Below are 15,582 nucleotides of genomic sequence, written 5' to 3' on the forward strand. Positions count from 1 at the left end.
ACTATCCAAACGAGCAGTAGCGTACGGTGTTGCCGTGACTTTGGTCCCAGGATCACTCAGCGTGGCCGGCGGCATCACCGCCGCGCCGGCGGACGGGACGGTGGTCCGGTTCGGCCGCAACCGGCCGGAGGTCGACATCTGCGTCGGCGAGGACGACCTGCAGGTCAGTCGCGTGCACGGCCTGCTGACCTGCCGCGACGGCCACTGGTGGCTGGACGTGGTCGGCCGTACGCCGATCCGGTTGCCAGGCTCGGTGCTGCTGCACAGCGACGCCGATCCGGTGCCGCTGCCGACCGGCTACACACCGTTGGTGTTGCAGGGTTCGCGCGGTCGCGAGCACCAGCTGGAGTTGTACGTCGCCGGCGCGAAAGGCCGCCGGCCGCCGTCGCTGCCGGCCAACGAGACCGAGGAGCCGAGGCGCTGGCGGCTCATGCCGACCGAGCGGCTGGTGCTGGTCGTGCTCGCACAGCGCTATCTACGGAATGACCGGCATCCGCAGCCGCTGTCCCGCCAGCAGATCGCGCTGGAGCTGGCCGAGCTCCAACCGGAGATTGGCTGGACGGTGAAGAAGGTGGAGCACTACGTCTCGACCGTACGCAACCGGCTGTCGCGCAGCGGTGTCTTCGGCCTGCGGCGCGACGAGGTCGGCGAGCCGGTCGGCATGACGCTGGCCGCCAACCTGGTGCACGAGCTGCTCAACTCCTCCAGCCTGCTGCCGACCGACCTCGAGCTTCTCAACGAGGCAGCCGACTGACCGCCACCTGAGCCATCGCGGTGACGTCCGGACACAGGCCGGTGCCGTCGGTGATGTTCTTGTCTTCCAAGGTGATCGTGACGGTTTCGTCGCGTTCGCGCGGCGTGCCTTTCTCGGAGGCGACGATCGGTGTATAGCGGCGGTGCACCACGGTCACGTCGCATTCGCCGTCCTCGCTGGTGTCCATGAAGGCGAGGCGACCGCCGACGCTGATACGCGCGCCATCCGGCGGGTCGTCCTCCAGCGGCCACTCGCGGCCGAACTCGATGGTCACCTGTCGCGTCGCGTTTTGCCAGTAACAGGTCCAGTTTCCGTAGTCCGGCTCGGCCGGAGCGGCCCGGCCGATCGCGGTCTTGACGGCGGCGCCGGTCAGCAACCGGCAGGCGTCGACCGAGGCGGTGGAGTCGGCCTCGAACGACGTCCGGCGCGGAATCGGTCCCTGCGCGAGCTTTCCGTACGCGGCGAGCGCGACCGCCTCGGCGGCGCCACACAGCTCCGCCGGTTTGTTGTTGACCTGCCTGGCAAAGATCACCACGCGATAGAGGTTGGGCAGCGGGATCGTACGCTTGCAACGATTTTCGGTCGGCGGGTCGGCCTGCACCTGGCCGAGCTTGCCGGGCGTCGACGGCTCGGCCGGATATTCGTCCGGCAGCCGCAGCTCCAACGCCACGTCGACGATGTCGCCTTTGCCGGTCGTGTCGACGACCAGATCGCAGTGGTTGAAGTTGCCGTAATTCGGCTCTAGCGCCACTTTCCCAAAACGTGCCAACGAGTTGGGCACGAGCAGCGCGCACGGGTCGGCCGTACGCGGATCGCCGAGCAGGTCAGCCGATTTCTGTGGCGCCTGGCGGAAAAACGTGGTCAGCAGACCGGCGGCCAGCAGTACGACGACGACCGCCGCGCCGATGGAAACGGCCAACCGCCATTGCCGCTTGTGGGGCGGAGCCGGCGCGACGCCGGTGAGCAGATCGATGGCCTGCCTCGCGGTCGGCCGCCGGTCGGCGCGTTTGGCCATCAGCGCGCCGAGCACCGGTGCCAGCTCGCCGGTCAGCGGCTCGAGGTCGTACGCGGCGGCTCTGCGCAGTTGCGCGTACGGCCCGGCCTCGCCGCTTCCCCACGGCGACCGGCCGGTGGCGGCGGCGTACAGCGTCGCGCCGAGCGAGAACACGTCGGCCGCTGGCGTCGCCTCATGACCGTTGGCGACCTCCGGTGCCAGGTAACCGGCCGTGCCGGCCGCCTGCGCGCCGCCGGTCACCGTCGCCTCCGACCAGCGCGCGATGCCCAGATCGCTGAGCTTCGCCGTGCCGTCCTCGCCGACCAACGTGTTGGCCGGCTTGATGTCGCGGTGCGTGATGTCGGCCGCGTGCATCGCCGCCAGCGCGCCGGCCAGGTCGGCGCCGATCCGGCGGACCTGCTCCGGCGGCAGCGGACCGCCGGCGGCCAGCAGCTCGTCGAGGCTGCGCGACGGCAGGTATTCCATCACCAGCCAGCGCTCGTCACCGTCCATCACCACGTCGTACACGGTCACGACGTGCGCGTCTGTCAGTCCGGCGCCGATCCGTGCCTCGCGGCGGATCTGGCCGGCGTCGCCGGTGTGCGAGCGCTTCAGCGCCACCGTACGGCGCAGCTCCAGGTCGGTGGCCCGCCAGACGACCCCCATGCCGCCGGCGCCGAGCCGTTCCTCCAGCCGGTAGCGCTGCGCGATCAGTCGGCCGGTCGTCACGCGGACAGTCTGCCAGGTGCGGAAACGTTTCCGGACCCGTCCTGACGCGGCTCCGGTATCAACGGGCCAGCCGATGCGTACAAAGGAGGCAGCATGTGGACAAAACTGGTCGCCGCGCTCGCCGTCGCCGGTCTGGTGGTGAGCGCCGGCACCGATGCCGGCGCGGCCGGCTGGGACCCGCGACAACCCGGTCCGAACGACCTGTTCACCGGCGCGGACGGCTCCAAGAGCTATTTCCGCTCGGTGATCCCGGCCGACCCGCGGCTGGACGCCAACTCGGCCGCGATTGTCGGCAGCATGGGGTCCAACACGCCGCGGCTGAACGGCCCGGAGTGGCAGATCACCATCTTCACCTCGTCCAACAGCGACCCGGAATATCACCCCTCGTTCAGCGAGACCGGCTGGGGATGCTCGGTCGGCGGCAGCATCCACATCCCGGACTACGCGACACGCGAGGTGCCGTCGCCCGGTGACGAGTGGATCGTCGTACACAACAAGGACGACGGCACGGTCAAGTCGATCTGGGGTGCCAGCAAGAACGGCGGCACGTGGAACGGATCGTGCGGTGGTACGTGGCCGGCGGCGAGCGGTGGTGGCAGCGAGTCGAAGAAGGAAGGCGTCGGCACCGGCGCCGAGGTGCAGGCCGGCGCCGGGTTCATCCTCTACAGCGAGATCCAGACCGGTGCGATCGAGCACGCGCTGTATTTCACCTCCACCAAGAGCTGCCGGAGTTTCCGTTCGCCGGCCGGAAAATCCGACGGCAGCGGCGCCGGCGGATCGTGCGTACCGATGGGGGCTCGCCTGCAGCTCGACCCGTCCGTCGACTGTGCCGCGCTGTCCGGCGCGTCGGCCGGCGAGAGGATGATCTGTGTCGCGATGCAGAAATACGGCGGATACGTGCTGGACAGCGGCGGTCCCGGACCGATCAGCGGCATCGGCGTGGCCGGCGACGACCTCACCGATCCGGACCGCTCGCCGTGGCAGCGGCCGGGCGATGGCATGCGCGACGGCGGCATCCTGGACCAGGCCGGACTCGACGGCTCGACCGGCGCCTTGCGGCACATTCCGTGGAACAAGCTGCGCGTGCTGGCCGCCTGGGACGGCCGCTGAAGGTCAGCTGAATGCGTGGTGAAGGCACCGCGTGCTACCGAGAGGCCATGACTGGACTGACGCGACGGAGTCTGCTGGCCGGCAGCGCCGGGCTGGCCGCGGGCGGAGTTTTGCCGCCGCCCGCGGCCAGTGCAGCCGAGGACGGATACGAGCTGTGGTTGCGTTATCGCCGCGTCGAGGATCCAGCGCTGCTGGCAGCTTACCGAGCGATGATCACGCACCTGGTCGTCGGCGGCGGCGAGGCCGTACGCGCGGAGCTGACGCGTGGCCTGTCCGGGATGCTCGGTCGTGCGGTGCCGGAGCGACCGGAGCCGCCCGGGGCCGGCGCCGTCATCGTTGGTACGCCTCAAACATCTCGGCTGGTCGCCGCGTACGTCGACGCCGGCGAGCTGCGCGGACTGGGACCGGAAGGATATCTGATCCAGCGCCGCCGCGGCTGGATTTTCGTTGCCAGCATGGGCGACCGCGGACTCGTGTACGGCGCGTTCCACCTGTTGCGGCTGCTGCAGACCGGTGAAAGCCTGGCGCGGCTGGACATTCGCGAGCGTCCGGCGTACGCGCTGCGGCTGGCCAACCACTGGGACAACCTCGACCGTACGGTCGAACGAGGTTTCGCCGGGCTGTCGATTTTCCACTGGGACGAGCTGCCAAACGTACGCGGCCGCTACGCCGATTACGCCCGCGCGCTCGCCTCGGTCGGCCTGAACGGCACGGTTGTCAACAACGTCAACGCAAACGCGCGTTTTCTGTCCAGCGCGATGATTCACGGCCTCGCCGGTCTTGCCGCCGTGCTGCGCGAGTGGGGGATTTCGCTCTATCTGTCGGCCAATTTCGCCAGCCCGATGGCGTTGAGCGGCCTGCCGACCGCCGATCCGCTGGATGCCGATGTGCAGGCGTGGTGGCGGGCCAAGGCGGCGGAGGTGTACGCCGCGATCCCGGATTTCGGCGGCTTCCTGGTGAAAGCCAACTCCGAAGGCCAACCAGGTCCCGGCGACTACGGTCGGACGCATGCCGACGGCGCCAACCTGATCGCGGCGGCGGTGCGGCCGTACGGTGGCATCGTCATGTGGCGCGCGTTCGTGCACAATTTCGACCCGCGCACCTGGGCCAGCGAGGCATACCGGACTTTCCAGCCGCTGGACGGGAAGTTCGCCGACAACGTCGTCCTGCAGATCAAGAACGGGCCGATCGACTTCCAGGTGCGCGAGCCCGTACATCCGCTGTTTGGCGCGCTGCCACACACAAAGACGATGCTCGAACTGCAGGTGACGCAGGAATACACCGGCCAGTCGACACATTTGTGTTATCTGGTGCCGGAGTGGAAGCAGGTCTACGACTTCGACACGCGTGGCGCCGGCACGGTCGCCCGGATTGTCGGCGGCGCGGCCGGAGTCATGAACATCGGCGACGACCGCGACTGGACCGGTCACCAGCTGGCCGCGGCCAACACGCACGGATATGGTCGGCTGGCGTGGAATCCGGCGCTGGAGCCGGCCGGCATCGCGGCCGAGTGGGCCCGGATGACCTTTGGACCGTGCGCGCAGACGGTCGTCTCGATGCTGCTGGAGTCCTGGCCGGCTTTCGAGGCGTACACCTCACCGCTCGGCTGCGGTTTCCTGCAGAACGGCGGAAACCACTTCGATCCGGACCCGGTCGTCTCGCACGGCTCGCACCTCGCCGACGCGCGGGGCGTCGGATTCGACCGTACGGCGGCGACCGGCACCGGCGACACCGGCCTGTGGTTTCCACCGGTGGCGGCGATGTACGAGTCGTTGGCCGGCTGTCCGGACGAGCTGCTGCTTTTCTTCCACCACGTGGCATACACGCATCGGCTGCGTTCCGGCAAAACCGTGATCCAGCACATTTATGACTCGCATTTCGACGGCTTGCTGGCCGCCGAGCGGCTGCGGCGGCAATGGCGTACGGTCCGCACCGATCCGAGCCGTTTCGCCGCTATCCTGGACCGTTTCGACCATCAGGTCGCGCACGCGACCATCTGGCGCGACACCATCACCGAGTATTTCTTCGAATGGAGCCGGATCCTGGACGTGCGGCGATCGTGGATCCAGACGCGGTTCGCCGAGCCGGCCGTCGCCGTGCTCGCCGGCACGTCGAACGACGTGGCGGTCACCGTCGGAAACGCGAGCGCGGACCGCGTCGACGCGGCCGTACGGCTGGTCGCGCCGGCCGGTTGGACGAGTGGCACCGCCACGGCGAGCTTGGATTCGACCGAGTTCACCGCGATTCCGGTGCCCCTCACGGTGCCGGCAGCGACGCCCGGCTTCGCGACCGTAGGCGCCACGGCTGAGGCCAGCCTCGACGTCATCACCGGCGCACGTGCCGCGAACGACGCCGTCGTCACGCCAGCCGGACCACAATGCGTCCTCGCGCTCGACGCCGGCACGACGGGCAGCCCGGTCCTTTCCACGTACCAAAAGCTGTCGCCGGCCGACCTCTGGGACGCGTCGCGAGGTTTTGGCTGGGTCGGTGGCAAGCCGCAGTCGCGCGACCGGGTGATCCTCGACGCGCTGCGCCGCGACTTCGTCAACGACACCACGGCGCGCACGCTCCGGCTCGGCCTGCCCGCCGGCGGATTCGACGCGTACGCGCTGGTCGGCGACACCAACAGCCTCTATCCGACGCGCATCCGGTCCGGCGGAACGCTGCTCGCGGCCAGCGACGCGATGCCGGGAAACGCCTTCACCTGGCTGCGGTTCCGGCTCGGCGGCGGACAGGTCGACCTGGAGCTGTCCGGCGATCCCGGCCAGCACTGGCATCTGAACGCACTGGTGATTATTGCTGGGACATAAGGTAGATTCTCCAGGCAGAGTGACAACTGCATACGCTGATGACGCGCGGCGGGAGAGCCAGCACCTTGGCGCCGAAGGAGCAACGTCCTCCCGGGAATCTCTCAGGCTTACCGACCGCCACGCCGAGGCATCTCTGGAGAACAGGGCCACCGCGGCCCTTACCGAAGGTGAGCGCCGTCCGGCGCGCAAACTCTCAGGTTTCAGGACAGAGCGGGAGGACCCGGCGACCGCCGGGCCTGACGAAACCGGAGGGTCCATGCCTGAGTTTCCCGTCGACCGCTCGTACACCGTCGACCACGAGTGGGTCCGGCTGCTGCCCGGCGAGCCGCTCGACGAGCCGGTACGGGTCGGCATCACGTCGGTGGCCACCGACGCGCTCGGTGACCTGGTGTTCCTCGACCTGCCGAAGGTGGGCAGCACGGTGACCACCGGAGAGGTGTGCGGCGAGGTCGAGTCGACCAAGACCGTCTCCGAGCTCTATCCGCCGGTCAGTGGCCGGGTGAGCGCGGTCAACGCGGCAGCTGTCGACGATCCGTCCGTGGTCACCGCCGATCCGTACGGCGCCGGCTGGCTGTTCGCCGTGCTGCCGACCGCGACCGGCGACCTGTTGACCGCGGCGCAATACGCGGAGAAGTGCGGACCATGACCGTCAGCGTCTTCGACCTGTTCTCGATCGGCATCGGACCGTCCAGCTCGCACACCGTCGGCCCGATGCGCGCGGCCGGCCGGTTCGTCGCCGACCTGAAGGCCAGCGGCGAGCTGGCCGAGGTCACCGGCGTACGCGTCGACCTCTACGGCTCGCTGGCCGCGACCGGCGCCGGCCACGGCACGCAGCCGGCGATTTTGGTTGGCCTGGAAGGCCATCAGCCCGAGACGATCGATCCGGACGAGCTGGAGCGGCGGCGCGAGCAGATCCGCGCGACCGGCCGGATCAACCTCGGCGGCGTCACGCCGGTCGCGCTCACCGAAGACGCGATTGTGTTGCACGCGTTGACAATCCTGCCGCGGCACCCGAACGGCATGACCATCACCGCGTACGCCGGTGGCCGCGCAGTCCATGCGCAGACCTATTTTTCCGTCGGCGGTGGCTTCGTGGTGACCGAATCCGAGCCATTGCGCGCGAAACCGAGCGCGGACACGCCGTATTCGTTTGGCTCGGCCGCCGAGCTGTTGGCGCTGACCACCAGCCACGACCTGACGGTGAGCGGCCTGATGCTCGCGTACGAGCGCGCGTTTCGGTCGACGTCGCAGGTGATCGACCGGCTGTTGCGCATCCGCGACGTGATGGTCGCCTGCGAGCGGCGTGGCATCGGCCGCGACGGTGTGCTGCCTGGCCGCTTGCGCGTACGACGGCGTGCCGCGGAGTGGTTTCGCCGGCTGGACGCCGAAGATCCGCGCCGCGAGCCGGCTTTCGCCGAGGACTGGGTCAACCTGGTCGCGCTGGCGGTGAACGAGGAAAACGCCGCCGGTGGCCGGATCGTCACCGCACCGACCAACGGCGCCGCCGGCATCATCCCCGCGGTTTTGCATTACGCACTGCATTACACGCCGGCCGGAAAGGCCGATCCCGACGATGCGACCGTACGATTTTTGTTGGCCGCCGGTGCGATCGGCTCGCTCTACAAGGAACGCGCGTCGATTTCCGGCGCCGAGGTCGGCTGCCAGGGCGAGGTCGGCTCAGCCGCGTCGATGGCCGCCGCCGGCCTCGCCGAGGTGCTCGGCGGAGTGCCGGCACAGGTGGAAAACGCGGCCGAGATCGCGATGGAGCACAGCCTCGGCCTCACCTGTGATCCCATCGGTGGCCTGGTCCAGATCCCTTGCATAGAACGAAATGCCATCTCCGCCGGCAAGGCCATCAACGCCGCGCGGATGGCGCTGCGTGGTGACGGCGTACACCGCGTCAGCCTGGACCAGGTCATCGAGACGATGCGCTCGACCGGACAGGACATGAGCTCCAAATACAAGGAAACCTCGACCGGCGGCCTGGCCGTCAACGTGCCGGTCAGCGTGGTGGAATGCTGACGTCAGGACAGCAGGTGTTTTAGAGAACCGCACCTATACGCTGCGCAGCACCGAAACGACGATTCCGAGGATGACCGCGTCGTCGCCGTCGATGACGCTGTACGCCGGATTCCGCGGCTCCAGATAGACATGGCCGCCGCGCCGGCGATAGACCTTGACCGTCGCCTCCTCGTCGATCATGGCGGCGACGATCTGGCCGGAGTACGCCTCGGACTGCTGTCGCACGACGACCATGTCGCCGTCGCAGATCGCCGCGTCGATCATCGAGTCGCCGCGTACGCGCAGGGCGAAAACGGTGCCGCGGCCGGTCAGTTCGCGGGGCAGGCTCAGCTGGTCGTCGACGTGCTCGATCGCCGAGATCGGCGTGCCGGCGGCGATGTCGCCGACCACCGGCACGGAGACCGAGTCGTCGGAGATCGCCTGCTCCGCGGGCTCGTGCAGGAAGGCGCGTACGTCAATGGGCCGCGACACCGTGGCGCCGCGCCGCAGAAATCCCTTGTCCTCCAGGCTCGCCAGGTGCTTGGACACCGACGACGAGGAGCGCAGGCCGACCGCGTCGCCGATCTCGCGCGTGCTCGGTGAGTAGCCGTGGCGTACGACCCAGTCACGGATCGCCACCAGGATGCGGCGCTGCCGCTCCGGCAGTGTCGAGGTGTCCAGATGCTCGAAGTCGTCGGCGCTCACCAGAGGATCGTACGAGAACCTCTGCGAGGGTGACGTTCTGGACGTCACCCCCGCGGAGGATGTCAGGCGTTGTTGGCGAGCAGCCGAGTGACCTGGCTCGGTTGCCAGCCGTTGCCGGTGGTGACGCAGCTGACGAAGGGCGCGTGGCCGGGGTTGGTGGCGGCGTTGTTGGGGCAGTAGATCAGTGAGCCGTCTGCCTTGCTGGCCAACAGATCGACGCTGCCGTCGCCGGAGACGTCGACGGCGAGTACGTGGGTGGCGTTGCTTGGTTGCCAGCCGCTTCCGGTGTTCGCGCAGTCCATGAACGGCAGGTGGCCCGGGTTGACCGCGGCGTTGTTCGGGCAGTAGACCAACGTACCGTCGGACTTGATCGCCAACAGGTCGGCCGATCCGTCGCCGGACACGTCCGCCGCGAAGATCTGCGCCGTGTCGGTCCAGCCGTTTCCGGTGGTGACACAGTCCATGAACGGCAGATGCCCGGGATTGGTGGCCGCGTTGTTGGGGCAGTAGATCAGCGAACCGTCGGTCTTCGTCGCGAGAATGTCGACCGATCCGTCGCCGGACACGTCGCCGACCGCGATGTTCGTGACGTGCGCCGGATCCCAGCCGCCGCCGGTGGTCGCGCAGTCCAGGAATGGTACGTGGCCGGGATTGACCGCGGCATTGTTTGGGCAGTAAATGAGCGAGCCGTCGGTCTTGGTGGCCAACAGGTCCGCACTGCCGTCGCCGGACACGTCACCGAGGAACATGTGCGTGACGGTGGAACCCCAACCGCTTCCGGTCACGGCACAGTCCATGAACGGCAGGTGATCCGGGTTGACGGCAGCGTTGTTTGGGCAGTAGATCAGCGATCCGTCGGATTTGGCCGCGACGATGTCGACGCTGCCGTCACCGGATACGTCGCCTTCCACGACTTTGGTGGCGTTCTGCCAGCCGCCGCCGGTGGTGACGCAGTCCATGAATGGCAGGTGGTCCGGGTTGACGGCCGCGTTGTTCGGGCAGTAGATCAGCGATCCGTCGGTCTTGGTGGCGAGCAGGTCGGCGGAGCCGTCGCCGGACACGTCACCATCGACGTGTTTACGTTTCGGCGGTTGAGAACCAAGCCGGTCGACCGCGGCCTGCGCCTCCGACAGATACGCGCGATAAGCGCCGTTGTTGTACGTGGACCACGGCTGCCAGTTGGTCCCACCGGAGGAAATCCGGTAGGCCGCGTTGGCGTTGCATTGTGCGTCGTACGCGCATGCGTCCGACACTTCCGGATGCGCACCGCTGTTGATCTGCCACAGACCTCGGTCGATGGTGCCGTTGTGGTTTGGCGGGCTCTTGGCCAGCGGGTTGCAGCGCGACTCGGCGAGTGCGACCGCGACCGCGGTGACCAGGCGGTCGCGGGGAAAGCCGGCGTTGAGGCCGACCTGCGCGCACAGGTCGGCGCCGGTGGCCGCGTACGCAGGAGCCGAAAGGCCCGCGGCGGCAAGAAAAACCGCGGCAAGCAGGGCGAGAAGTCTTCGGGACATTGTCGATCTCCTACGATGCGTTCGCGACGAGTCGACTGACCAGGCTCGGTTGCCAGCCGTTGCCGGTGGTGACGCAGCTGACGAAGGGCGCGTGGCCGGGGTTGGTGGCGGCGTTGTTGGGGCAGTAGATCAGTGAGCCGTCTGCCTTGCTGGCCAACAGATCGACGCTGCCGTCGCCGGAGACGTCGACGGCGAGTACGTGGGTGGCGTTGCTTGGTTGCCAGCCGCTTCCGGTGTTCGCGCAGTCCATGAACGGCAGGTGGCCCGGGTTGACCGCGGCGTTGTTCGGGCAGTAGACCAACGTGCCGTCGCCCTTGATGGCGAGCAGGTCGGCACTTCCGTCGCCGGACACGTCGGCCGCGAAAATCTGCGTGGTGTCAGACCATCCGCTGCCGGTCGTCACGCAGTCCATGAACGGCAGGTGGTCGGGGTTGATGGCGCCGTTGTTCGGGCAGTAGATCAACGTACCGTCGGTCTTCGTCGCGAGAATGTCGACCGATCCGTCGCCGGACACGTCGCCGACCGCGATGTTCGTGACATGTGCCGGATCCCAGCCGCCGCCGGTGGTCACGCAGTCCATGAACGGCAGATGTCCAGGATTGATCGCGGCATTGTTCGGGCAGTAAATGAGCGAGCCGTCGGTCTTGGTGGCCAACAGGTCCGCACTGCCGTCGCCGGACACGTCACCGAGGAACATGTGCGTGACGGTGGAACCCCAACCGCTTCCGGTCACGGCACAGTCCATGAACGGCAGGTGATCCGGGTTGACGGCAGCGTTGTTTGGGCAGTAGATCAGCGATCCGTCGGATTTGGCCGCGACGATGTCGACGCTGCCGTCACCGGATACGTCGCCTTCCACGACTTTGGTGGCGTTCTGCCAGCCGCCGCCGGTGGTGACGCAGTCCATGAATGGCAGGTGGTCCGGGTTGACGGCCGCGTTGTTCGGGCAGTAGATCAGCGATCCGTCGGTCTTGGTGGCAAGCAGGTCGGCGGAGCCGTCGCCGGACACGTCACCGTCGACGTGTTTGGTCGGCGGGGGACTGTCGACCACGCCAGGTGGCGTCACATAACCGGAAATCAGCACGTTCTGTGCACCGGCGCGCGCTGTGAGCGGATTGATGGTCGTACGCACCACTCTGTTGTTGTAGTTGCCATTGATTGTCGTGATGACACCGTTGCCGACCGATTCGACGATGCTCACGTGTCCGCCAACCTGACCGTCCGGTGGTCCGTAGACCACTACGTCTCCCGGCCGCGGGTCGCCGAAGCCACCGTTGCGTGGCTTGAACAGGCCGTGGTTGACACCCCACAGGCCGACGCCACGAGCCACCAGTGTGGTCGGCACCGGCGACACGCCGGACTGCGACCAGACCCAGTTGGTGAACGCGGCACACCAGTCGGCGCACACGCTGGTGTATTTCGTGCACTGGTTGCCGTCGCCGGCATAGCCGACCTGGCTGGCCGCTTTGGCCACGATCGCGGCTCTTGTGGCGGCTTGGATTGTGGCCGTTGGCGGCGATTGCGCCGCAACGGGACTGGCCAGGCCGGCAAGCAGCAGGACCGCGATCGCGACCCCGGCCGCTCGACGGCCGGTTGCTGACATCAGCATGCGACCACCCTTCGGACAGAGTTTTAGCACTAAAACCGGACCGCTGGTGATCCTGGCGAGCGGTCATCTCTGTCGCGTCACAGGCACATCTCATGCATTTCTCTTCGAGATACCGGAGACGTCTTCTCATATTCGTGTCAGCTGTCTATAGTCCACGCCAACTGGCCTACTGGAGTGAGTGAGATGAGATTCGGACTGCTGGGGCCGTTCGAGGCTTTTGCTCAGGATCGGCCGATTTCCGTACGCGGCAACAACAACCGCGTCATCCTCGCCGGCCTGCTGGTCAACGTGAACCATCCGATCAGCAGCGAACGCATCGCGAGTTGGCTGTGGAGCGACCGCGGCGACCGGGTTTCGCCGGCACCGCCGCGTCGAGTCGCCAATGTCCGCACGTACGTCCAGCGGATCCGCCAGCAGTTGCCGGACGAGATCCTGCGAACGACCGTCCACGGTTACGCCGTACGCGCCGATCCCGACTGCATCGACCTGCACCGCTTTGCCCGGCTGCTCGCGCTTGGCCGGCGGGCACAGCTGCGCGGCGACCACGCCGAGGCGGTCATGCTGTTCACCGACGCGATCGCGGCCTGGCGCGGACCGGCTCTCGACGACATCGACTCGCCGGCACTGCACGAGGAACTGGCCGTACGGCTCGGAAACGACGAGCTGATGGCACATCAGCAGCGCGCCGAGTCACTGCTGACGCTCGGCCGGCACCGCGAGGTCGTGACCGAACTGGCCCGGCTGGTGCGCCGGCATCCGCTCCGCGAGCCACTGGTCGGCTGCCTGATGACGGCGCATTATCGCTGCGGTGACCGCGCCGCCGCGGTCGCGCAGTTCGAGGCGACTCGCCGTGCGTTGCGGGAAAATCTCGGCATCGACCCGTCCAACGAGCTGCAGCGCCTGCACGTACGCATCCTGCGCGCCGACCCGACGCTCGACCTGCCGCTAACGATCGTGTAGGACTGGCGAGCACGATCGTGCCGGCGCAGCTCAGTGCCGCGCCGATGATCGTGCCGACGAGCCACCAGCCGCGCTAGGGCGGTGCTGGTGTGACTGCTGTGGTCAACCATGCAGGTGAGACGGCCTGACCGGGTAATACTTGGTTGACAAGACATCAAACCGGGCAATTGGCACCCCCGGACATTGAGCCTGGCCCGGCGAGCAGCCACAGCCGCATTACTCGCCTCAGCAGTGACACCCACCACAGGGGCTGACGGTCACGCAGGCGTGAAAGCCTTGTTTCTTGCGTCTAGCGCCAGTAACTCGACATCCACCCCGCCAGTAGACCTCGCAAGACAAACATTTAGCGTTACACGAGCCGTGAATCCCATATAGTGGACCATTTCTCCACCTACCGGGACGCCATGACACCTTCCGAGCTTGCCAGCCGTGGCGCGGAACCCGTCACCAACCCAGAGGTTGAAACTCAAGCTTAGAGGTCGCGCCGTCGGTGTGCAGGTGGCCGGTCGGGTCGCTGCTGCACGATAGTGATCAGCCGCCGGAAACAGTCGAGGCGTTACGGCCGGCAAACGCGCGTACGCCTGCGCGATAGCGAAAACCGCCGCCTGAAGGGGGCTCGCAGGCGGCGGTCGGGATCCGGACAGCTCACTGTCCGAGTTTCACCCCTGGCTCGCCGAGGTCGTACTCGATCGGCGCCAGCGGCACGGTCCCCGGTTTGTCGGGATGGGGGCCGAGCTTTCCCGGCGGCAGCACCCCACACGTTTGTACGTGCCGTCCAGCACCATCGCGCTGGCGGTGTACCAGGCCAGGCAGGCCGACGCGACCAGGACGATGGCGCCGACGGTGACCAGCGGTGCGACCGGCACGATCATGCCGATCGCCAGCAACGTCGAGCCGGCCGCGAGTGTCAGCAACACCGCCGCGGTGGCCAGGTTTTCCCCGAGTGAGGCCAAAACACCGACCCAGGTGATCGCGGCGAGCACGGCGAACCAGAAACCGAAGGCCGCCTGAGCGGCCGGACTGGCGGTCGGCGCGGGCGCCACGCGCGGTCCGATCATCAGCTGGTAGATGCCGTATCCGATCCAGAACGATCCCCAGGTGCCGTGGATTCCGGTGGCCAGCGCGTCCCTGGCGCGATAGGCCCACATCGCCGCGAGCGGCTGTGCGATGCCGCCGAAGGCGAAGGCAAACGGAAACAGGATGAGCGGCGTCGTCGCGTTGTCGCCGAACCATCCGGCCAGGTTGCCGGCGACGATGAAGGTCGAGGCGGCGAAACCGTACAGGCCGAGGATGGACGGCGCGGCGAGCGGGCTCAGTGAGATCTGCGTGTGCTCACGCCAGAAACCGAAATCCGGTGGCCCCTCGGCCGTTCGTTGCGTGTCGACGACGTGGGACATGATCATTCCTTCTCTGATTTTCGCTTTCCGTGTCCTCTCTTTCCGCGATGAACCCCCCAGACGCCACCTCCATGCGTAGGTGCGTCGTCCGCGCGGGCGACAATTTGTTGCCTAGTGCAACAGTAGGCCTGTAGGTGGCGAATCGCAGGTGTCGATCCGGACACCGGGACGGCGTTGTACCGGCGTGAGGGCCGGGTATCCGAATATGTTTGGCCTTTTCTCCGGTCGGCGATGAACCGTTTGGCGTGGTGCTCCGAACGTATGGCATCGGACCGAGCTGACGTCCTCGTCGGCCAGCACAGAGAAGGTGGATTTCTTGAATACCAACACGTTCGTACGCGCCGGTGTTGCGGCTGCTGCAGGTGTGCTCGCGCTGGCGATGACGGCATGCGGCTCGTCGTCCGGCACGACCGGCGCCAGCTCGGCGGCTCCGAGCGGTGGTGCGGCCAGCAGCGCCGCGGCTCAACCGGCCGGCGAAAACTTCGGCCCTGCGTGCGGCGCGGTGCCGAAGGACGGCCCAGGGAGTTTCCAGGGGATGTCCACCGCGTCGGTGGCGAACGCCGCCTCGGCGAATCCCGTGCTGTCCACGTTGGTCACCGCGGTGAAGAAAGCCGGCCTGGTCGACACGCTGAACAGCCTGCCGGCCGCGACGGTTTTCGCGCCGTCCAACGACGCCTTCAAGAAAATCCCGGCCGACCAGCTCAACAAGGTGTTGGCCGACAAGGCAACGCTGACCAAGATCCTCACCTATCACGTGGTCGCCGGAAAGAAGCTGACGCCGGAGCAGTTGGCCGGCACGCAGACGACGGTCGAGAAAGGCACGCTGGACATCGCCGGCAGCGGCACCGACTTCACCGTCAACGGTGACGCGCATGTCATCTGTGGCAACGTGCAGACGGCCAACGCGACCGTTTACATCATCGACAGCGTTCTGATGCCGAAATAGGAAAACGGATGCGTACGCCGCGGCCGCCGGTCGCGGCGCACACCCATGTCCGC

General features: G+C 67.4%; 12 protein-coding genes and 1 riboswitch. Of the genes, 7 read left to right on the forward strand and 5 right to left on the reverse strand.

Annotated features, from left to right (window positions below):
- Window positions 1–34: 34 nt before the first annotated feature.
- Window positions 35–754 (forward strand): FHA domain-containing protein, encoded by a 720-nt coding sequence (locus GNX95_RS21005; RefSeq protein WP_222853786.1) that lies wholly within the window; start codon window positions 35–37, stop codon window positions 752–754.
- On the opposite strand, the gene GNX95_RS21010 is transcribed toward GNX95_RS21005, so the two are convergent.
- Window positions 735–2,477, reverse strand: a complete 1,743-nt coding sequence (locus tag GNX95_RS21010; protein ID WP_163509105.1) for a serine/threonine-protein kinase — start codon at window positions 2,475–2,477, stop codon at window positions 735–737. The genes GNX95_RS21005 and GNX95_RS21010 overlap by 20 nt on opposite strands.
- Before the next feature lie 93 nt (window positions 2,478–2,570).
- Between GNX95_RS21010 and GNX95_RS21015 the strand changes: the two genes are divergently transcribed.
- The 4 genes from GNX95_RS21015 (at window position 2,571) to GNX95_RS21030 (ending at window position 8,419) form a co-directional block, all read left to right on the forward strand.
- On the forward strand, window positions 2,571–3,587 hold the full coding sequence (locus GNX95_RS21015) for a hypothetical protein (protein ID WP_163509106.1): 1,017 nt from the start codon (window positions 2,571–2,573) through the stop codon (window positions 3,585–3,587).
- A gap of 47 nt (window positions 3,588–3,634) precedes the next feature.
- Window positions 3,635–6,397 (forward strand): alpha-glucuronidase family glycosyl hydrolase, encoded by a 2,763-nt coding sequence (locus tag GNX95_RS21020; protein ID WP_163509107.1) that lies wholly within the window; start codon window positions 3,635–3,637, stop codon window positions 6,395–6,397.
- 39 nt (window positions 6,398–6,436) lie between these two features.
- Window positions 6,437–6,524: riboswitch (glycine riboswitch) on the forward strand.
- Between the two features lie 129 nt (window positions 6,525–6,653).
- Complete coding sequence (locus GNX95_RS21025; RefSeq protein ID WP_163509108.1) at window positions 6,654–7,043, forward strand: glycine cleavage system protein H; 390 nt, start codon at window positions 6,654–6,656, stop codon at window positions 7,041–7,043.
- Window positions 7,040–8,419: an L-serine ammonia-lyase gene (locus GNX95_RS21030; protein WP_163509109.1), complete on the forward strand. Its 1,380-nt coding sequence runs from the start codon at window positions 7,040–7,042 to the stop codon at window positions 8,417–8,419. Before GNX95_RS21025 ends, GNX95_RS21030 begins: the two co-directional genes overlap by 4 nt.
- Before the next feature lie 33 nt (window positions 8,420–8,452).
- On the opposite strand, the gene lexA is transcribed toward GNX95_RS21030, so the two are convergent.
- The 3 genes from lexA to GNX95_RS21045 all read right to left on the reverse strand — a co-directional run bounded on the left by lexA (window position 8,453) and on the right by GNX95_RS21045 (window position 12,226).
- The gene (lexA, locus tag GNX95_RS21035; RefSeq protein WP_222853787.1) at window positions 8,453–9,103 is read right to left on the reverse strand and encodes a transcriptional repressor LexA; all 651 of its coding nucleotides are present in this window, start codon (window positions 9,101–9,103) and stop codon (window positions 8,453–8,455) included.
- A 62-nt stretch (window positions 9,104–9,165) separates the two neighbouring features.
- Entirely contained in the window at window positions 9,166–10,617 is a 1,452-nt protein-coding gene (locus GNX95_RS21040) for a transglycosylase SLT domain-containing protein (RefSeq protein ID WP_163509110.1), read from the reverse strand.
- 10 nt (window positions 10,618–10,627) lie between these two features.
- Complete coding sequence (locus tag GNX95_RS21045) at window positions 10,628–12,226, reverse strand: CHAP domain-containing protein (RefSeq protein WP_163509111.1); 1,599 nt, start codon at window positions 12,224–12,226, stop codon at window positions 10,628–10,630.
- A gap of 183 nt (window positions 12,227–12,409) precedes the next feature.
- On the opposite strand from GNX95_RS21045, the gene GNX95_RS21050 reads away from it, so the two are divergent.
- Window positions 12,410–13,186, forward strand: coding sequence for an AfsR/SARP family transcriptional regulator (locus tag GNX95_RS21050; RefSeq protein WP_163509112.1), 777 nt, complete (start codon window positions 12,410–12,412; stop codon window positions 13,184–13,186).
- Between the two features lie 659 nt (window positions 13,187–13,845).
- On the opposite strand, the gene GNX95_RS21055 is transcribed toward GNX95_RS21050, so the two are convergent.
- Entirely contained in the window at window positions 13,846–14,583 is a 738-nt protein-coding gene (locus tag GNX95_RS21055; protein WP_222853788.1) for an acetate uptake transporter family protein, read from the reverse strand.
- A gap of 316 nt (window positions 14,584–14,899) precedes the next feature.
- On the opposite strand from GNX95_RS21055, the gene GNX95_RS21060 reads away from it, so the two are divergent.
- Entirely contained in the window at window positions 14,900–15,529 is a 630-nt protein-coding gene (locus GNX95_RS21060) for a fasciclin domain-containing protein (protein ID WP_187369667.1), read from the forward strand.
- The last annotated feature ends 53 nt before the right edge of the window (window positions 15,530–15,582 follow it).

Origin of the sequence: Fodinicola acaciae (genome assembly GCF_010993745.1) — a bacterium.
Taxonomy (GTDB): Bacteria; Actinomycetota; Actinomycetes; order Mycobacteriales; family HKI-0501; genus Fodinicola; species Fodinicola acaciae.